Source organism: Dokdonia genika (assembly GCF_042652845.1).
Lineage (GTDB): Bacteria > Bacteroidota > Bacteroidia > Flavobacteriales > Flavobacteriaceae > Dokdonia > Dokdonia donghaensis.
The window spans coordinates 67,226-83,174 of sequence record NZ_JBHSHB010000007.1; the positions used below are offsets into that span (position 1 = coordinate 67,226).

Consider the following 15,949-nt stretch of genomic DNA (forward strand, 5'->3'; position numbering starts at 1 on the left):
TCAACAATTTGTAGCAGTTGGGGGACTGTAATACACTTTGTAACAAAAGAAGCCATCTTGTTAAGATGGCTTCTTTTCATTTAATTAAACACGGTAATCGTTCCTCCAGATTCGCTCACTCTGTAATTGAGCATCGTGTAGGGCAACACCTCATCATTAGACTGCCCTGTAAATAAGTTATAACTATGCGCATCATCACACTGGCAGAAAACGTTTATACCATTTATCACCATTCTAGAGCAGTCGTTTGGAGCGTGGTTAGGGTCTGATGCTTCCCAGGCAATAAGACTGCTACCCGTATTAATCACAAAAAAACCTCTCAAACCACCATTAGACACATAAATAGGGTTACTAGGTATCTCAAGATCAAGCACCTGTATCGCACTAAGTTGTGTAGAAAAATTTACATCTAGTAAGAAGGGATTGCGCTGGCCGCCATCATCACTTTCAGAACAAGAAGTAATAAGAACTAGAGCAAAAAGTAAAGCACAAATGTGACGCATAATATTGTTTTTGATACGCTTTCGCGAAAGCGTAATTTTAATCCTATAAAGCTCGCAAGGTACTATAAAACGAGAAAGGATTTAAAATATTTCGTATATTCGTAAGGCACGTCCCGAAGAGGGACTTTTTTTGTGTCTGAGAGATTGACACATCATTTTAATACTAATTATACTAAAAACCGGATCTATTATGAGCAAGGTAAATTACTATACCCCAGAAGGACTTAAAAAACTTAAAGACGAACTTAATCACCTACGTGATGTAGAGCGCCCTAAGGCATCACAAGATATTGCAGATGCACGTGACAAGGGAGATCTGAGTGAAAATGCCGAATATGATGCTGCCAAAGAAGCACAAGGAATGCTAGAAATGCGCATCTCAAAACTGGAGGAACTTGCCTCAAGCGCGCGCATTATAGACGAGTCGCAACTAGACACCTCAAAGGTGCTGGTACACTCTACCGTAAAAATTAAAAACCAGACTAACGGCGCGACAATGACCTACAAACTAGTAGCTCAAAATGAAGCCGACATCAAGAAAGGACTTATCTCTGTAGACTCACCTATAGGTAAAGGACTTCTAGGCAAAGAAGTAGGTGACGTTGCCGAAATACAAGTGCCTAGCGGGATAATGAAATTTGACGTAGTATCAATCACTAGAGACTAACGAACTAAGTTGAACTCGAAATTGAAGTTGAAGCTGAAGTTACAAAATGAAGTTGGCTAAATAATTATAGTATGAGCGACAAACCTTTCGATTTAAGTGAGCGACTGGAAGATTTTGCTGCTGCGATTATTATACTTTACAACAATAAGCCTTCATCATTTGCCGGAGAATATCTAGCCAAGCAACTCATACGTTCTTCTTGCTCTTCTGCTCTCAACTACGGAGAAGCTTTAGGAGCTGGAACCGCTAAGGATAAGATTCATAAGCTCAGAATATGTTTAAAAGAACTTAGAGAAAGTTTACGAAATATCAACATTCAAGTAAAAGCAAATATATTACCTGAAAATAGCCTCAACACGCTAAGAGATGAAAACGACCAACTCATAAGAATTATCGTCACAAGGATTAAAAATAGTAATTAAGGAAACTGTTCAATTTCGAGTTCAATTTCAGTTTCAAGTTCAATTTCAAGTTCAGTTTCAATTTCAATTTCTACATATGTCAAGCATTTTTACAAAAATCATAAACCGAGAAATCCCCGGCCAAATTGTTGCAGAGGATGATAAGCATATCGCAATACTAGATATAAACCCTAATGCAAAAGGTCACACCCTTTGTATCCCTAAAAAAGAGGTAAACAAGATTTTTGACCTAGAGGAACAAGAGTATCTTGACCTGATGCGTTTTTCTCGCAAGGTAGCAATCGCTCTAGAGAAGGTAGTGCCTTGTAAACGTGTAGGCGTATCTGTCATAGGTCTTGAAGTACCACACGTGCACGTACACCTCATCCCGCTACAAGATATGGATGACATAAGATTTGAAAAGAAAGTATCTCTTACAGATGATGAATTTAAGGAGCTTATAAATGATATAAATAAGGTGTTTGAAAAATAAATAACCACTATAAAAAGGCTAACATTTTATGGCCTAAAACCATTTGTAAGATTTTTCTTTGTTGGTTCATTTATTTTTTTTAGGCTTGATACTTATCAATCTAAAAACTAACCAATTACGAAAAAATTAATTTTACTATTAGCCGTGATTTTTATTACTATGAGTTCATTTACGACAGAGGCTCTTCCTCCAGACTGCGACGCCATTGCTGAAGATTTTTACCATTCATCTCTTGCAGGGGGATATAGCCAAGCTGATGCTACACACGCTTATATGGTCGCTTTTGAAACTTGTACTTACGAAGATGGAGGAAACAGTATATATACAACTAATATTGAGTAGATGCTTAAAGTGAATACAATTCTCAGCTGGATATTCTTAGGCTTCAATTTATTTTGGAGCCTAAATTTATATAGTCAACAAGCAGAAATAATATATCAAGCTACTGCAATTTCTCAATCTACTGAGAACAAAAGTCATAATAACAATCTAAAATCTCTAGCTAGGTATGCTAATAAAGGCCTTGCTAATCTCGAGTTTGTTGTTAAAACAAACGACTATACTAATATAGTTACTTATACAGAAAAACTGCAAAATGATTTCGAAGTAGGCAATCTGAAAAATCTTGCCTTGTCGATTGCTTTAGATGGAAAAAAAATCGTTGTAGATAATTCTCAAAATATAGCTTATTATGAACCCATTCTTGTTGATAAGATAAGAAGCGTGTCAACCAGAAATTTAAAGTGGGAAATTCTAGAAGAATCTAAGAATATTCTTGGCTATGAATGCTTTAAAGCTTTAGGTACACTTGAAAATCTTGATGAAGAGGGAAAGCTATCAGCTCCAGCGGTAGCTTGGTTCTGTCCCAAATTGCCTATGAGAGGAGGACCCACTGCTTATGCTACTTTACCTGGACTTATATTGGAAATAGAAAACAAAAAAGTTAAATTTTTAGCAGTAAATATTAGAATTATGAAAAAATCCACAATGAATATTCCAGAATACAAAGAAGGGGACATACTGCCCCATAAAGAATGGAATGCCTATTTTAACGCTAATAATCCTTTATCTCGATTGAATAATAAAAAATAGATTACAACGTAAAACCTAGTATTTCTGAAAAAGAATATTTACATATATTAGATAATATTAGAAGAAGTAGAAACTAAACAACCGCATTATAAAAAGATTCAAGGTAGAAAATCCAACCACTCAAGGAGCACTGGATAGATTATTTTTTAGAAAGAGAAGAAACTTTTAAACTAATCTGTAAGATTTTTCTTTGTTGGTTCATTTTTTTTTTTAGGTTTGAAACTTATTAATCTAAAAACTAACAAATTATGAGAAAATTAATTTTACCATTAACCGTGATTTTTATTACTATGAGTTCATTTACTTCCACAAAAAATGACACAGTAGATTGCGATGCTTTAGCATTAGAGTGGTATGAACAAACTCTTGCAGGTGGTTACGGTCAAGCTATGGCTACGCAAACTTATGGTCGAGTATTGGGGCAATGTTACTTAGATGGGGGAACAAGTAGCTTTGAGGCAACAACAAACGTTGAGTAAAAAAAATGATACTTAAACTTAATTTATTACTGCTTATTTTATTAGGTCCCAATATTTTTTGGGACCTTGATATTAAAGCTCAAAATATTGAAGTGCACTACAGAGCCACAGCAAAACACGTTACTAATAACAATAAAAAGACAAATAATATTATGGCAGATCTTGCGCGGTACGCAAATGATGCACTGTCAAAAATTGATTTTGTAGTAAAATCTAATAATCAATCTTATAAATTAGATTATGAATTAGATATGTCTAACGATTTTAATGGTGAAGAATGGACAGATGTAGCAATAACAATGGCAATAGACGGTGATAGACTAGTAGGCAATTTTTCAAATGGACTATCTTATTACGATTCATCGTTATCAAAAAAGATTAGAAGCGTTAAAATGAATAATTTGAGTTGGACAATTACTTCTGAATCTAAAAATATATTAGGATTTTCTTGCTATAAAGCCATTGCCTCAATTATTGATCCGTCAGAAGAAAACAAACTTACACCACCACTTACTGCTTGGTTTTCGAACGAATTAGGTTTTCGAGGTGGACCTACAGCCTATGCTACATTACCTGGAATAATTTTAGAATTAGAAAGCCCAAAGATTAAATTTGAAGCAACAAAAGTAAAAAAGAGCAATAAAACTCATATAAGAATACCAAATTACAAACCAGAAAATGTCCTACCCCATAGCGAGTGGAACAAATACTTTAAAGCAAATAATCCTATCGCTAAACTACGTAATTAACAACCAGGTAAAATAATCCAACTACTCACGCAGCGCTGGATAGTTTGTTTTTTAGAAAAAGAATGGGGTTTTAAAGATTAAACACACACCTTCATTCTAATCGATTGTATGAAGGTTGCGAAGCTCACCAACAGTAAGGACTATTAGAAATGAAAAAAAATATCTTATTTTTTATACTACTTATTTTTACAACACCCATTTTTTCTCAAGATGGGTATAAAGTTACCTACTACATTACTAAGCCAAAACCATATGGCTCTATTGATAATTTAAGTATTCAAGCAAAACAGCTCTCTCAAAAGATTATAAATGTTGCAGAAAACGTAAGGTATACGCTTTTTATAAACAAGAAAAACTCTTACTTTAAAGTAGATGGTTTTTTTGGTGTTGGAGAAAGTACAGCTCTTGATGATGTGTATTTTAATTTAGCAAAAGATTTTGCATCATTCAATGAAGAGGTTTATGTCAATTATGACAATAAACAAATCACTTTTGCAAGCGAGTTAGTTGAAAAAGAGTTCACTATCAAAACAGATTTCATTAATCTTCACTGGCAATTAATTGATGAAGAAAAAACAATCGCAAATCTCAATACTTATAAAGCAGTTGGGACCTACTTTGATCCCATAAAAAAAAGTGAAACTGAAATTATTGCGTGGTATGCACCTTCAATTCCTCTGTCTGGAGGGCCAGATATATTCATAGGCTTACCTGGCCTTATTGCTGAAATAGAATTAAAAGGTGCTATTGTAAGTATTAAAAAATTACAAGAAATAAAAAATATTGAAATCAACAAAATTGATGATTCTAAGGCAATGAACTCTAAAGAATACAATAACCTAATTACGGATTTAACCGGGAAATTTATAGACAATAATTGAGATAGGGCTTATAGAGAAAAGAACAACAAGTGACACAATAACAATCAATCAAATTAAAATCTAATTTGCTCAATCAAATTATTAAAAAATCAATAACTATAGTCCTGCTTTTATTAGTAGGACTTTCTACTTTTGCTCAAACCGTTGTGTTTAAAGGTAAAGTAGTAGACACCCTTCAAAACCCCTTAGCTAACACAAATATCCTTTTCTTCCCAAGTAATCAAAACCAGGATAAAGTACGTTTCTCCATAACAGATCAAGATGGTTTTTACCAAGCTACGCTCAAGAAAGACATCTCTTATATAATGGAGATTAGCTATCTAGGATTTACAACTTATAAAGACACCATAAAGTTATCACAAGATACCACGAGAAACATCACTCTTATACCATCTACCCAAAGCCTTGAGGAGATCATTCTCACAGATCGTACCCCTGTAAAAGTAAGGGAAGATACCATCACATATCGTCCAGAAAAATTTCTTACCGGTGAAGAGCGCAAACTACGTGATGTGCTTAAAAAACTACCAGGCCTAGACGTAGACCGCGCAGGTAATGTTACTGTTAATGGAAAAGAAGTAACGAAATTGCTGGTAGATGGCAAAGAGTTCTTTACTGGTGATGAAAAACTTGGTGTTAATAATATCCCTGCAGACGTAATAGATGAGATAGAAGCGCTAGATAATTATAATGATGTTTCCTTCTTAAAAGGGCTAAGTGATAGCGAGCAACTGGCTCTTAATATTAAACTCAAAGAAGGTAAGAAGAAATTTGCCTTTGGAGAGCTAGAAGCAGGTGGTGGTATAGAAGATCGTTATTTATTACACCCTACCTTGTTTTATTATAGCCCTAAGACAAGTATAAATGCGATAGGTGACTTTAACAACATAGGAAAGAAGTCATTTACCACCCAAGACTATATTGATTTTGAGGGAGGTTTTTCACGTTTAATAGAAGACCCAAGTGCCTATTTTAAACTGTATAATGATGATTTTGCAAGATTCTTATCACAGCGTGATTTTACTTTTAATAGAAATAACTTTGGAGCATTATCTATAAATCAAACCTTAACCCCTCAAATTGATCTTAGCGCTTACAGTATTCTATCTGGTGGTACTATACAAACACGTCAAGAAAATAATATCACCTATTTTTCTGATCAAAACCTAGATGAGCAACGTCTCACCGCACAAAATAACAAGTTGTATTTTAGTCTTACTAAAGCTTCTTTGCGCTACATAGGAGAAGAAAACCTAGATATGAGCTATGAGGTGTTCTTAAAAACTAATAGTGGTAAGGCAAGGTCTAGCTTACAATCATTTACAGGTAGTGAAGATACTTTTTTAAATCAAACCAATACGCCAAGCTCCTCAGACATTACCCAAAAAGTAAGTATCAATAAACAGTTTACCTCCAAACACACGACCTCTGTACATCTTAGCCATAAATATGTAGATACTCATACCCGAGGAGATTGGGATTTTAACAGACCTGTATTTATGGGCATAATTCCTATAGAAAATACTGGCAATGCAATCTTGCTTAATCAAAGCCGTAAAAACAAAGGCCACGATTTAAATTTTAACACAAAACATTACTGGGTATTACATCGTTTTCATCACATCTACCCAGAAGCAGGTATACGTTATATAGACCAGCAATATGACACTTATGATGCTCAAGTATTAGAAAATAACACTAATGATTTTACGGCTGCTGGTTTTAATAATGATCTAGACTATCGACTATCTGACACCTATGCGGGGTTACAGTACAAGGCTAAGGCTGGTAAATTTATATTTAAACCTGGTATTTTTTACCATTATTATGATTGGAAAATAAAACAGCTAGACAGCGAGCTACGTCAAACTGGAAAAACGGTTGTGCTTCCAGAGCTTAGTATAGACTGGGAGCTTAATAGCTCTCACAAAGTAAAACTACGCTACAACCTCAACTCACGTTTTGGCGAGGCTAGCCAGTTTGCAAATAGACTAAGGCTTAGCACCTTTAATCAAGTATTTGCGGGTAATGAGCGGTTAGAAAACGAGCTATATCATAGCGCAAGAATTATTTATAGCAAGTTTAGCTTATTTAAAGGAACCTTTTTAAATGCTGGACTAAATTATACAAACAGGCTACAATCTATTAGAAATAGTACTGTACTAGAAGGCATAGATCAAATCAATACATTAGTCTATACTTCTTTACCCGAGAATAATTATAGCGGTAATTTTCAATACACAAAATTACTAGGAGATTATAAGGTGAAAATAGGAAGTAATGCCTCTTTATCCGAATACTCGCGTATTATAAATAGTGAACTCCAAGATTTTGAATCGCAAAACTACTCGTATTCTTTAGGCTTTGAAACTCGTTTTAAAAATGCTCCTAATATTGAGTTTAATTGGACCCACCGTTATAATATATTCGAGTCTGCAACTACCCGCACAAACTTTACTCAAATCAACCCATCCGTACATCTCGAGTATCGATTTTTTAAAGATTTTGTGATTGATGCAGATTACAATTATACCTATTACCAGAATAAATCTCTTAATCAAATCAACAGATTTTCACTAGGTAACACTTCCTTACTATATGCTCAAGAAGACAGCCCGTGGACATTTACCGTAGATGTAGATAACATTTTTGACACTCGTTTCAAAAATGAAAATTCATTTAATCAATTTCTTGTAAATGACACACGCACCTTTATACAAGAGCGTACAGTTTTATTTAAAATTGGCTATAAATTTTAAAAATCAATTTGCCACAAAAATATATAATAGACTAAAAAGTATAACTAGCGCGGCCGCTACTATAATATAGGTTTGGGCTTTTAATCTTTTATACGTTTCCTTTTTGGCAAGCTTATTATGGTACTCATAAAGGCGCTCAATATCTTCGGTCCAGCTTACGGGGTAGATAGGAAAATCGCAATGTTTACAAACCAACTCTTCTCTCACAACATCTGTTGCTTTTTTTGACCAAAAGGTATCTTTCCACTCCTGCTTAAAGCTTAACTCTAAGCCACTATTACTATAACATTCTGGGCAGTTGCACTGCAAGGCAGCCGTATGTATGGTTTTATAAGTTGTTTTCATAAATGTGATACGCTTGCACGTTACAAATTGGATGTTTTCATCACACCAGAGAGTGCCAGGTGCTGTAGTAAGATAATTGTTTTGGCATCTTTAATAACACCTTTTTTTACGTCTTGTAACGCTTTCGCGAAAGCGTACTCAACCACCTCAATATCTTCGTTTTCACTATCTAGACCGCCACCATCTGTTACTTTTTGAGCATCGTCAAAAGGTGCTATAAATAGAAAAATACGCTCTGTTACCGCTCCAGGAGAGGTAAAAATATCACCTACACTAGTAAGTGCTGGTATCACATAACCGGTCTCCTCCTCTATCTCACGTATAATGGCTTGCTCTGGCGCCTCGTCTTCTATAATACCGGCAGGCACTTCTGTTAAAAAACCACCGTCTCCCGCAAGATATGCAGGTAGCCTAAACTGTTTAATGAGAATGACCGTTTGCTTTTTTACATTATAAAGCAAGGCACAGGCACCGTAGCCTCTGTCATATACCTCGCGCTTTACATCGCTCCAAGATTGGTCTTGGTTTTGGTAACTGTAGGTTACTTTTTTTAGCGTTGCCCACTGATCACTTATAATCTCTTCTGCTACATTTTTTATTCGATTACTCATTATGCGAGACGTATAGCTATTTGCATTGTTGTTCCTTTATTAACCTCAGACTCCAATACTTTAATGCGGCCATCGTGATACTCTTCTATGATACGTCTTGCGAGTGATAGGCCTAGGCCCCACCCTCTTTTTTTGGTTGTAAAACCTGGTTCAAAGATTTTATTAAATTTAGACTTAGCAATGCCTTTGCCTGTATCTGTAATTTGTACAATCGCAAAGCGTGTATCACGAGTGATAGTAATGGTTAACGCACCTTTACCCTTCATCGCATCTATGGCGTTTTTTATAAGATTTTCAAATGTCCAGCCATATAGTTCTTTATTGAGCATTACTGGTAGTTGCCCTTGCGGGATATCTAGTGTAAAGGTGATAAGTTTTGAGCTGCGCTTGCTTAAGTAATCATAAGCCTCTTGCGTCTCTGCAATGAGGTCTACTTTTTTAAGATCTGGCACGGAGCCTATTTTACTAAAACGATTTGTAATAGTCTCAAGCCTATTAATATCTTTAGTCATCTCTGCAATATAGTCTGGATCTACATTTTCTGTTTTGAGAATTTCTGTCCATCCTACCAGTGATGAGAGTGGTGTCCCTATCTGGTGTGCTGTTTCTTTTGCCATACCTGCCCATAGTAAGTTCTGAGAACCCGCTTTTGAGGTGAGATAGTAAAAGTAAATTAAGGCTATAAAGAGAATAACTATCACGATAAGCGCAATAGGAAAGTACTTGATCTGGTTTATAATAGGAGAGTTGCCATAATATAGTGTTTGCTCCTCTACGCCGTCAAAGGTGATAGCAATAGGTTCATTTACGAGTGCGTACTCTTCGGCTAGCTGTCTTAAATCTTCTTGCGAGAGCTTATCTGCATCTGGAATATTTTGAGGCACAAAAGTATCTGCCTCCAGTTGATACAGTAATAATGGGATAGTTCTATTATCACTTATGATAAGGCTTTGTAAAGAGGTAAGCTCGTTAGATAATATGCGGGTATCTCTATTACGACTTTCTAGGTCAACCTCACTTGTATTTGCAAGGGCTCTCATTGCGGCAGCATAAATCTCTACCTTAGACTGCTCTGCATCTTTAAGTTGGTCAAAAAATAGCGACACATTCCACAAGATGAGTGTGGTAATGATAAGCGATGAGATGATAATAAACCATCTCGCAATATGCGGCTGTGCGCTAAAATTCATACAATGCTATTTGGGTTAAAGATACAGACAATTCAAAAACCAACTATTTTATAAAACACGCTCAATATCTATTAAAAAAATGACCGCATCTTTATGATATGCTAGTAGTTAATTTCTACCATTTTCATTAGGATATAAAGTTGGTAATGGGTCACTCTGCCAGTACTCCTTAGTATGCACATCCATTACGGTAAGCGGTCCTTTAAAAGCGGCTCCCGTGTCTAGATTCCAAACGTTAGCTTTATTTACAGGCGTTGTTTTATTAATACGAGTAGTAGGTGTGTGCCCTATAAATATCTCCGTAAAAAGCTTTAAGCGCTTAGGGTATAAAGCATCACTCTCTGCTATATCATCTCGCATAGCACATACCATTTCCCATAAAGTTCTATCCCAAAAGAAAACTGTGGTGTGCCACTCGTGCTCAGGCCCGTTAAGGTTTTGAAATCCTGCGTGACAAAACATTCTATTATGCTCATCTATATGATAGTCTTTAAACGTTTTGTAAAAATCCAGATGCGTCTTGATCTCTTCTTTAGACCTACGACTGTAAGAGTCTATAGTGCTTTGTCCCCCGTGCTGTAGCCACTTAGGCGACATTTCTTTTCCTTCTAGCCACTGCTGTACAAGGTCATCGTGATTGCCCCGTATAAAGGTTGTTTTATTTGATTTTTGAAGCTCCATAAGCTTATCTATAACCTCTGCACTCTCGCTCCATCCATCTACATAATCACCTAAAAAAATGAGATGATCTTCTGCTGTAACCTTTGCCCTCTCCATAGCTTGCTCTAGGGCACGTAAACCACCGTGTATATCTCCAAAAATTAATGTTCTCATAAACCGTAACTGTCCTTCTTTTATACTTTATTCATACCTCACCTTTCTCAAAATACGCATTGTCTCGCGATATCTACCGTAGGCACCTCCTCTTATCTTTTTCATAAAAGGTTTGAGCTCTACTAGTTTTTGCATCGCGCTGTCAAAACCGTTGAGATAACAAATTAGATACGTGTTTGATAGATTATATAAATCCTTCCACTCACCTTGATTGAGCGCTATACCACGTTTAAGCTTGTAAAAAATAACATTGTTATTATTAAAAATATGATACAACGTCTTTCTATCTACCTGAGGTGGCTCAAACACCAAATTAGTATGAATGGTGTAGGTTCCGCTTTCGCGAAAGCGTATCTCAACCTCTTCTAGTGGGTAATATTTAAACTGCTCTTGTACCCCGAGATGCACGTACTCTAAAATCTTAAAACAATCTTCATCATAGGTAATTGAAACCTCATCCAGCGAAGAGTAAAATAATTTTACCTGCTCATTAATAAGCTCTATATCTACTCTTGAGTAATAAGTCTCACCCTTAACCACTTTTTTTACTCCTGCCCAGCACAGTACAAACTGCTCTTTAAAGACTTTATAAGTGCTGTCCCTATCTTTATGACGATGATTTACAAAATCCATCACACCGTCTAGTGTGAGTTTTATGCTGTTTTTTGCGTGTCTCTCTATTGCAGCAACAATGTCACTATTTACATCTACTATATCAGACTTAAAGACCTTAGGCATAGAGATACTGCCATCTCTAAAAAAGACTGTACCTCCCCAGTATTTCCAAATATTGCGACGTAAAGCTGTAAGTTTATCTTGTGCTCTAATGGTTACAAGTCCCACCACCTTATCTGCCGGGAGATTAGGAAATGGTATGTTCTCATAAGAGATAATAGGCGGGTTATCTAGATATGCGTTTATGAGGTTTTGCAACTTACTATCATCAAAGAACGGCACGCCCATAATATCATTTTCGCCATCATCTACGCCTATAACGATGTATGAATTGTTTTTTGGGTTGCTATTGGACAGCGCACAGATATGTTTTAAAAATTTTGCTTTGCCCTCTTTATTGCTAATGTCAATCTTACGCTTCTTGTCATAAAAACTGTTCTCGTCATTGTGAGCGAGAAGATTTTTTACAAGAAGTCGTTTATTAATCATCGTGCTCTGTGCATTGTTATACTCTAGTCATTTCTATTAACTATCGTAGAGCTTGCTTGTGCTGTGGAGAGCACGACGAGATCTGCAATGTTTACGTGATAGGGTCTTGTGACTGTAAAGTGTATAATGTCTGCAATGTCTTCTGGTTGTAGGCAGTCAAAACCTTGATACACCTTATCTGCTCGATCCTCATCATTTTTAAAACGTACTTTACTAAAATCTGTTTCTACCATCCCCGGGTTTATGGCTCCCACACGTATGTTATGCTTATTAAGATCTAGACGCATCCCTTGGTTTATAGCATCTACAGCGTGCTTACTTGCACAGTATACATTGCCATTAGGATACACTTCTTTTCCAGCTGTAGAGCCTATATTTATGATATGCCCTCTCTTACGCGCTGTCATCTGTGGGATAATTGCTTTACTCACATACAGCAACCCTTTTACATTAATGTCGAGCATTGCATCCCAATCATCTATAGAGCCATTTTGTATAGGGTCCAGACCGTGGGCATTACCTGCATTGTTAATTAAGATATCTATGGTATTAAAATCTACTGGCAGACTTTCTATCGCAGTGGTAACATCTTCATTGTTACGCACATCAAATGTAAGTGTGTGTACAGGCACGTGCTTACCAAGCTCATTTTGTAGTTCTTTTAATACTTCCTCACGACGACCGCAAAGAATGAGACGTATCCCTTCTTGTGCAAATCGAGTGGCTGTTGCTTTACCTATACCACTGGTGGCTCCGGTAATAAGTGCTGTTTTCATAATATTTTCTTTATGCTACTTCTTCTCCTACGCTAGCTTCTAAGATGGTAAACCAATCTTTAAGGCTTAATGCTATTTTTTCTGCCAGTACAGCATTTGTAATGCGGCTCGCAGTTGTGGTCCCTATCACTGGGTGTATACCCGCTGGGTGCTTGAGTAACCAGGCTAGTAATAATTGATCTTGCGTTGCATTGTACTTTTCGCATAATGGCTCTAGCGCTTTTTTAATGCGATCACTCTGCGGTGTCTCTTCTCTAAAAACAGATCCCAGCGGACTCCAACTCATAGGTGTGATTCCATTAGTCATCATATAATCTAGACTCCCATCATCTAGAGCGCTACGCTCTGTTATGGAGATTTCGAGCTGGTTTGCACTCACTGCTACACGTGAAGCCACAAGTGCTGTTTGTGAAGCCGTAAAGTTAGAAAGTCCAAAATTTTTAATCTTCCCCTGTTCTTTTAACTGGCTCACTGCTGCCGCTACCTCATCTGGAGCAAGCAGGGGACTTGGTCTATGCAATAAGAATAAATCAAGATACTCCGTTTGTAGCTCTTTGAGAGACCTTTCGGCGCTGGCTATGATGTAATCTTTGTCGTACTGGTAATGTTTTATGGTGTTTTCTGGCCTGTTGTCACCCATCATCTGGATACCGCACTTGCTTATAATTTGTACGGTTTCTCTTGGGATGTTCGCTTTCGCGAAAGCGCTACCCCACTCACCCTCTGTTGTATAATCGCCGTAAATATCTGCGTGGTCAAAGGTGGTAATACCTTGCTCAAGGCAGTGATGTATGGTCTCAACCATTTGGCGTTCATTAAATTGCTTGCCCCAAACGCCCCAGGTCATACAGCCTTGAATTATTCTTGAAAATTGCATCTGTAGTTTTTAAATTTGGTTTTATTAAAAGTAGTTGTTCTAAAACTACAGAAATGTGTGCGAAGCCCTTTATTTTCAATATTTTTTAACCAAATGTTAACAAGATTTTTAGGAATAAAATGAGACTTTGCGACGTTAGAAGTTTCTGCTTACTAGAATAAAGAATTATGGAAGAAAATACTACATCGATTGACATACAGGCAATCAATGAAAAAATTGAGCGTGAGAGTGCCTTTGTAGAGGTTCTTACAATGGAGATGAATAAAGTAATTGTGGGTCAAAAGCATATGATTGAGCGATTGCTCATAGGTCTTTTGGGTCGTGGTCACATTCTTCTAGAAGGAGTGCCTGGTCTTGCAAAAACGCTAGCCATAAACACCTTATCACAAGCGGTGCACGGCTCTTTCTCTCGTATACAGTTTACGCCAGACTTACTACCTGCAGATGTTGTGGGAACGCTTATTTATAATATGAAGCTTGCAGACTTTAGTATCAAGAAAGGACCTATTTTTGCAAACTTCGTTCTTGCAGATGAGATTAACCGTGCTCCGGCAAAAGTGCAATCTGCCCTACTAGAGGCAATGCAAGAAAAGCAGGTTACCATAGGTGATGAAACTTTTAAACTAGATAAGCCATTTTTAGTAATGGCAACACAAAACCCTGTAGAGCAAGAAGGAACGTACCCATTACCAGAAGCACAGGTAGACCGTTTTATGCTCAAAACAGTGATAGATTACCCAAAACTGGAAGATGAGCAACTCATCATACGCCAGAACTTAAAGGGTTCTTATGAAAAAGTAAATCCTGTAGTATCTGTAGAGCAAATTATAAGAGCGCAAGAGGCGGTAAAAGAAGTGTATATGGATGAAAAAATTGAGAAGTATATTCTTGATATCATCTTTGCAACGCGTTACCCAGAAAATTATGGCCTGGCAGATTTAAAACCTCTCATAAACTTTGGGGCATCGCCTCGTGGTAGTATTAACCTTGCGACAGCTGCAAAGTGTTATGCATTTATAAAACGTCGTGGTTATGTTATACCAGAAGATGTACGTGCCGTGGTACACGATATACTGCGCCACCGTATAGGTATTACCTATGAAGCAGAGGCAGAAAATATTACCTCTGTAGATATCATAAACAAAATTGTAAACCAGATAGAAGTACCATAGACGGTCTCATAAAACAGTGAGAGTAGTTACTATGCGATAAATTATAGTCCCAAAAAGAATTGGATACAAAAGAACTTCTTAAAAAAGTACGCAAGATCGAGATCAAGACACGTAGGCTGTCTGATCACATTTTTGGTGGAGAATATCACTCTACCTTTAAGGGTCGTGGTATGACGTTTTCTGAGGTGCGCCAGTATCAGTTTGGTGATGATGTGCGTAATATAGACTGGAACGTGACAGCACGTTACAGTGAGCCGTACATTAAGGTTTTTGAAGAAGAGCGAGAGCTCACAATGATGCTCGTGGCAGATGTGTCTGGATCTGAGTTTTTTGGAACAGACAAGCAGTTTAAAAATGAAATTGTTACTGAAATTGCGGCAACACTCGCCTTTAGTGCTATGCAGAATAATGACAAAATAGGTCTCATCCTTTTTACAGATGAGATAGAGCTATTTATACCTCCTAAAAAAGGAAAGTCTCACGTACTACGCATCATACGTGAGTTACTAGAGTTTAAACCTAGTTCAAAAAAGACAGACCTTGCACAAGCTATAAAGTACCTTAGTAATGTGATGAAAAAGAAAGCCATTGTTTTTGTTCTTTCAGACTTTATTACAGACGGCTATGAGCAAACAATGAAAATTGCTGCAAATAAGCACGACATCACAGGTATACGTATTTATGACCAGCGAGAAGAAAAAATACCTAGCCTAGGTTTTGTACAAATGGAAGATGAAGAAACTGGCGAACTAGCACTTATCAACACAAGTTCAAAAAAGATAAGAACAAACTATGAGGTATACTATAAAGAGCGTGTTGCTTACTTTAAAGAAACCTTTAAGCGCAGTGGTGCCGGTGTTATAGATGTACGTACAGATGAAAGCTATGTAAAAAAGCTACTGGGATACTTTAAAAGACGTGGCTAGTAGCGATAAAAACCCCAAAGAGAAATACCT

General features: G+C 36.8%; 19 protein-coding genes. 11 read left to right on the forward strand and 8 right to left on the reverse strand.

Features of this window, described 5'->3' with window-relative positions; translation table 11 throughout:
* Positions 1–80 precede the first annotated feature (80 nt).
* Positions 81–503 (reverse strand): hypothetical protein, encoded by a 423-nt coding sequence (locus tag ACFO5T_RS01175; protein WP_380031352.1) that lies wholly within the window; start codon positions 501–503, stop codon positions 81–83.
* A 190-nt stretch (positions 504–693) separates the two neighbouring features.
* Here ACFO5T_RS01175 and greA point away from each other — a divergent pair, with 190 nt between their 5' ends.
* The 9 genes from greA to ACFO5T_RS01220 all read left to right on the forward strand — a co-directional run bounded on the left by greA (position 694) and on the right by ACFO5T_RS01220 (position 8,024).
* Entirely contained in the window at positions 694–1,170 is a 477-nt protein-coding gene (gene greA / locus ACFO5T_RS01180; RefSeq protein WP_380031354.1) for a transcription elongation factor GreA, read from the forward strand.
* A 71-nt stretch (positions 1,171–1,241) separates the two neighbouring features.
* Positions 1,242–1,592 carry a four helix bundle protein gene (locus tag ACFO5T_RS01185; RefSeq protein WP_380031356.1) on the forward strand — a complete coding sequence of 117 codons (351 nt, stop codon included), beginning with the start codon at positions 1,242–1,244 and terminating at the stop codon, positions 1,590–1,592.
* A 76-nt stretch (positions 1,593–1,668) separates the two neighbouring features.
* On the forward strand, positions 1,669–2,064 hold the full coding sequence (locus tag ACFO5T_RS01190) for an HIT family protein (protein WP_380031359.1): 396 nt from the start codon (positions 1,669–1,671) through the stop codon (positions 2,062–2,064).
* A gap of 159 nt (positions 2,065–2,223) precedes the next feature.
* Positions 2,224–2,406 carry a hypothetical protein gene (locus ACFO5T_RS01195; RefSeq protein WP_380031361.1) on the forward strand — a complete coding sequence of 61 codons (183 nt, stop codon included), beginning with the start codon at positions 2,224–2,226 and terminating at the stop codon, positions 2,404–2,406.
* A complete protein-coding gene (locus ACFO5T_RS01200; protein ID WP_380031363.1) occupies positions 2,407–3,156 on the forward strand; it encodes a GLPGLI family protein in 750 nt (249 codons plus the stop codon). It begins immediately after the preceding gene.
* Between the two features lie 248 nt (positions 3,157–3,404).
* The gene (locus ACFO5T_RS01205) at positions 3,405–3,635 is read left to right on the forward strand and encodes a hypothetical protein (protein ID WP_380031365.1); all 231 of its coding nucleotides are present in this window, start codon (positions 3,405–3,407) and stop codon (positions 3,633–3,635) included.
* A gap of 5 nt (positions 3,636–3,640) precedes the next feature.
* On the forward strand, positions 3,641–4,384 hold the full coding sequence (locus ACFO5T_RS01210) for a GLPGLI family protein (RefSeq protein ID WP_380031367.1): 744 nt from the start codon (positions 3,641–3,643) through the stop codon (positions 4,382–4,384).
* 149 nt (positions 4,385–4,533) lie between these two features.
* Complete coding sequence (locus ACFO5T_RS01215; protein ID WP_380031368.1) at positions 4,534–5,265, forward strand: GLPGLI family protein; 732 nt, start codon at positions 4,534–4,536, stop codon at positions 5,263–5,265.
* A 65-nt stretch (positions 5,266–5,330) separates the two neighbouring features.
* The gene (locus ACFO5T_RS01220; protein ID WP_380031370.1) at positions 5,331–8,024 is read left to right on the forward strand and encodes a carboxypeptidase-like regulatory domain-containing protein; all 2,694 of its coding nucleotides are present in this window, start codon (positions 5,331–5,333) and stop codon (positions 8,022–8,024) included.
* Positions 8,025–8,027: 3 nt separating this feature from the next.
* On the opposite strand, the gene ACFO5T_RS01225 is transcribed toward ACFO5T_RS01220, so the two are convergent.
* The 7 genes from ACFO5T_RS01225 to ACFO5T_RS01255 form a co-directional block, all read right to left on the reverse strand.
* On the reverse strand, positions 8,028–8,369 hold the full coding sequence (locus tag ACFO5T_RS01225; RefSeq protein ID WP_380031372.1) for a hypothetical protein: 342 nt from the start codon (positions 8,367–8,369) through the stop codon (positions 8,028–8,030).
* 20 nt (positions 8,370–8,389) lie between these two features.
* Complete coding sequence (locus tag ACFO5T_RS01230; protein ID WP_380031374.1) at positions 8,390–8,980, reverse strand: NUDIX domain-containing protein; 591 nt, start codon at positions 8,978–8,980, stop codon at positions 8,390–8,392.
* Positions 8,980–10,170: a sensor histidine kinase gene (locus tag ACFO5T_RS01235; protein ID WP_380031376.1), complete on the reverse strand. Its 1,191-nt coding sequence runs from the start codon at positions 10,168–10,170 to the stop codon at positions 8,980–8,982. Before ACFO5T_RS01235 ends, ACFO5T_RS01230 begins: the two co-directional genes overlap by 1 nt.
* A 108-nt stretch (positions 10,171–10,278) precedes the next feature.
* Positions 10,279–11,004 carry a metallophosphoesterase gene (locus ACFO5T_RS01240; RefSeq protein WP_380031378.1) on the reverse strand — a complete coding sequence of 242 codons (726 nt, stop codon included), beginning with the start codon at positions 11,002–11,004 and terminating at the stop codon, positions 10,279–10,281.
* A gap of 27 nt (positions 11,005–11,031) precedes the next feature.
* Positions 11,032–12,168, reverse strand: coding sequence for an ATP-binding protein (locus tag ACFO5T_RS01245; protein ID WP_038598480.1), 1,137 nt, complete (start codon positions 12,166–12,168; stop codon positions 11,032–11,034).
* A 23-nt stretch (positions 12,169–12,191) separates the two neighbouring features.
* Entirely contained in the window at positions 12,192–12,944 is a 753-nt protein-coding gene (locus tag ACFO5T_RS01250) for an SDR family NAD(P)-dependent oxidoreductase (RefSeq protein ID WP_380031380.1), read from the reverse strand.
* 10 nt (positions 12,945–12,954) lie between these two features.
* On the reverse strand, positions 12,955–13,821 hold the full coding sequence (locus ACFO5T_RS01255) for an aldo/keto reductase (protein WP_038598474.1): 867 nt from the start codon (positions 13,819–13,821) through the stop codon (positions 12,955–12,957).
* Between the two features lie 167 nt (positions 13,822–13,988).
* On the opposite strand from ACFO5T_RS01255, the gene ACFO5T_RS01260 reads away from it, so the two are divergent.
* Entirely contained in the window at positions 13,989–14,993 is a 1,005-nt protein-coding gene (locus tag ACFO5T_RS01260) for an AAA family ATPase (protein WP_038598472.1), read from the forward strand.
* A 59-nt stretch (positions 14,994–15,052) separates the two neighbouring features.
* Positions 15,053–15,919, forward strand: a complete 867-nt coding sequence (locus ACFO5T_RS01265; protein ID WP_380031384.1) for a DUF58 domain-containing protein — start codon at positions 15,053–15,055, stop codon at positions 15,917–15,919.
* Positions 15,920–15,949: the final 30 nt, after the last annotated feature.